This window comes from Streptomyces sp. NPDC056480 (assembly GCF_042795405.1).
Taxonomy (GTDB): Bacteria; Actinomycetota; Actinomycetes; order Streptomycetales; family Streptomycetaceae; genus Streptomyces.
In genome coordinates this window covers 1-3644 of record NZ_JBHTSA010000240.1, presented here as the reverse complement: position 1 = coordinate 3644, position 3644 = coordinate 1, and the positions used below count along the sequence as shown (strand labels likewise).

General features: G+C 63.5%; 1 protein-coding gene. It reads right to left on the bottom strand.

Features of this window, described 5'->3' with window-relative positions:
- Positions 1 to 2766: 2766 nt before the first annotated feature.
- Positions 2767 to 3644, bottom strand: an 878-nt coding sequence (locus ACFQ79_RS40510) for an IS256 family transposase (protein ID WP_383593361.1), incomplete at its 5' end; no start/stop codon positions are given.

Below are 3644 nucleotides of genomic sequence, written 5' to 3'. Positions count from 1 at the left end.
CGTGCCGCGGAGGGGGCGGCGCCCGTTCGATGAGACCGCCGCCCGCAGCCTGGTCCGCACGGCCTTCCCGGCCGCGTGGATGTGTTTGGCGATGAGCTGGCCCTCTGAATCCCCGCCACATCGTGGCCGATGCCTGGATCGGGTCAATCACGAGCGGCGACCAGGCCGGACTGGCTAACCGCCGCAATGGGTCTCACTCTGCAGCCTTCGTACGGCCCCTCACCGGCAAGCCCCCTTGAGTCAGGCGACACGTCCTCGCCGGTCGGGCAGCGGCCCTGGAAGTAGGTGATGCTGCAGATACAGCAGCAGGTCACCGCCAGCCGGTCCTCCAACTTGCTGCATTCTCCGGAATGAGCCAGGGGGCGCAGAGCGGGCCTGACTCGCCGAGGGAAAGAGTGGTATCGCCTTGCCCGGCGGCGTACTCGATCCAGGCGGGCACTGGACAAAATTCCGCAACAGACCAGAGGCGGCGCAGGATCTCCTGGCCTTGACGATCAGCCGGGAGATGTTCCAGTTCAGATGAACAGCGAGTCTGCGGACCCACTTCTGTGCCGGCTGCCGCCCGCCACCCGAGGAGCGTCAGCGCGCCCCACGGAGGGAACGTCCCTGTGGCTGCCAGGCCCATGTCCTCCAGCCCTGCTCTCGCTTGGGCCTGCCCGGACTGCATGCCAGTGCCGGGAAACAGTTACCGCCGATCACCGGAGCCCGGTAGCCTATGTGCTGGGGCGGGCAGGATGCCATCGCCAACGAGCCGCGACGGGAAGTGCGGGGCCATTGCACGGTCCGGACAGAAGACTGGAGACCTACCCGCCCTACACGAATTCATGGAACTCTCCCCGGTGCCTTCTGCCCGCAATGGAATCACCCCCTTGATGCGGTACAGGACGCACAAGACCCCCATGCCCATCGCGCTGGCGTAGTACGAGCTGCGGTGCGTCTGCTGCTTACCGCACGCCCAAGGACGCCACCACGCTCGACCGCAAACGCGCGCCGGAGTGAGCGGTCGAACGCGTCGGGCCGCCCGCGACCGGATCACGTCCCGGCTGGAGACCGTGACAGTCGTGGCCTGCAGCCTCATGGTGGTGGCCGGCCGCGACCCGACCAGGAGCCAGGCGATCAGCCGGATGCCGAGCGAACCGAACGCGCCGAAGAGGCACTCAGGCCCTCGGCTGACCACGTGCTGACTGGAAGCGCCGTCGCTCCCACAGCGCCGCAACGCAACCGTTCACAGTCACAGCAGGTCAGCAGACCGCTGCGTGAGGTTCTCTCACCGCTCAGCGGCGAGAGAACCTCACGCAGCGCATCAGCTCCGTATGCGTCTCAGCAGATTCACTCAGAGTCGTCAGCACGCAGAGCCGGTGGCCCAATCCGGACGCGACTGCAAATTGCGTATGACCTAGATATCCCGGTGCGGCCCTCCTACTTCCATGTGAGAGGAGATAGAGTTATTGAAAGAGTCAAGGGACCAGTACGAGTCACACATGTCAGTCTCCGTTCCAGACCGACCACAGTAGGTTCCGAGTGCGGTGTGATAGAGAGAGGGCCCCGCCTGGTTCGGCTGGATATACGCTCGAACCGGAAACGGCTTCTTATTCCATGTATAAGATGCCGAGTTCTGAATACTGACGGTCGTGTTGAAGTAGTAGATGCCAGCCGTTCCGTAATTGTCCTCATTCCCACGGAAGTCCACTACCGACCGCCCCCAATGAGCTCGACCGTCAGGGCTGTCGATCAAAGGAAGGTCTCCGATACAGAATTCGCCGAGGTCGCAATCCCAGTCGCGCGACTCGGCTGCACTACTCGCAGAGGCGGCACTGACTGTGAGCGCGAGAGCAGCAACCGCAGCAGCAGCCATACGTCTAATCATCACCATCAATTTTCCTTCGCCGTGAAATTCATCCGCTCAAGATCGACATAGCACCACGAAAGCAGGGACCCAACTGCCGGATGGCATTAACTCCCGCTCCCGCCGCACACTCGTTCGGAAAATCATTCCAACCTATTGCGAGTTTAGGAGAACTGCCAGTCTCGTGAAAGAGTACTCGGTGCTCCTTTCACGCACAAAGAAGGAACTGGGTTTTACCCTCTGCCAGGCATAGCCCGGCTCAAAGGTCCGCGCAGATCTCACCGATGCTCGACTTGGCTACGGCCAACGGCGCAGACCTCTCCGGAATGACAGCTCTGACAGGAGCGAACCCCCGGCCCGTCCGCCTGGAATGCCCCCCGCCGTCATCATTCAAGAAATAGCGACGACCCAGCTCATGGAGCTGCTCTCGGTGCCACTCTGCGTCTACTGTGGCGGCTTCACCGTCGCGGCTGCATGCGAGAGCCTCACCGCAAGCCAGGACAAAGCCCTCACCGCAATGCTCCGGAACCCGCCGCGATGCGCTCCCTTGGCCGCGACCATGACCTGCGATGCGTACAGCACGACCGGGTCATCGACCGACTGGCGAAGCGCGGCCTGGTGCGCCGCGAGGCCAACGCCTCCGACCGGCGCGTCAAGAACGCCCATCATGCTCACCACCGAGGGCGAGCGCGTCACAGACGCGATCCGTGCGAAGGTGCGCGGAAGGCCGCTGCCGGCTCACGGGACGTCAATCACTGAGCTTCTTCAACTCGGGTTCGGCCGGAGGCGCTCAGGAGGGTCCGACCTGCACAGGCACTTCCGGTGGGTCACCCGATCGGTGGGCAAGCTGAAGAGGGTCTATCACGAATTAGGTGTGGTTCGTCTGTTTGGCCTACAGGTTTTTTGCTGGGCTGTCCGGCCTATACCTGATTGGCGGTAAGGCGGCCGTCGAAGAGGACGTCGAATTCGTTGAGGGCCGCCTTCCACCGGTTGTTCCAGCGCTGCCGGCCTCGGCCGGTGGGGTCGAGGGCGAGGGTGGCGAGGTAGAGCCTCTTGAGGGCCGCGGTCTCGTTCGGAAAATGTCCGCAGGCTTGTGCCGCCCGCCGGTAGCGCGCGTTCAGGCTCTCGATCGCATTGGTCGTGCAGACGACCTGGCGGATCGCGGGCGGCAGGGAAAGGAACGGAATGAACTCGTTCCAGGCCCTTTCCCAGATCGCGCTGATCGAGGGATACCGGCTGTCCCACTTCTCCTTGAACTCGGTGAGCCGGCGCAGGGCCTGCATATCGTCGACGGCGGTGCAGACCGGCTTGAGATCGCGGGCAATCTGGGCGGTGTCCCGCCGTGACACATATCGCATGCTGTTGCGGATCAGGTGAACGACGCAGGTCTGCACGACGGTTTGGGGCCAGATCGCACTGACGGCCTCGGGCAGCGCGGTCAGGCCGTCACACACGAGCATGAGGACGTCCCTGACACCGCGGTTACGGATCTCCGTCAGCACGGTCTGCCAGTACTTGGCGCCTTCGCCGCCCTGCCCGGTCCACAGGCCCAGGATTTCACGGTAGCCGTCCGCGGTTACCGCGATCGCCACGTAAACCGGCCGGTTGGCGACCTGCCCGTCTCGAATTCTCACGTGGATCGCATCGATGAACACGACCGGATACACCGAATCGAGCGGGCGGGTATGCCATTCCGCCATCGGCTCCAATGCTTTGTCCGTGATCGTGGAGACCATTTCCTTCGACGTGGTCATCCCGTAGACCTCGGCGAGATGGGCGACGATCTCCCCGGACGTCA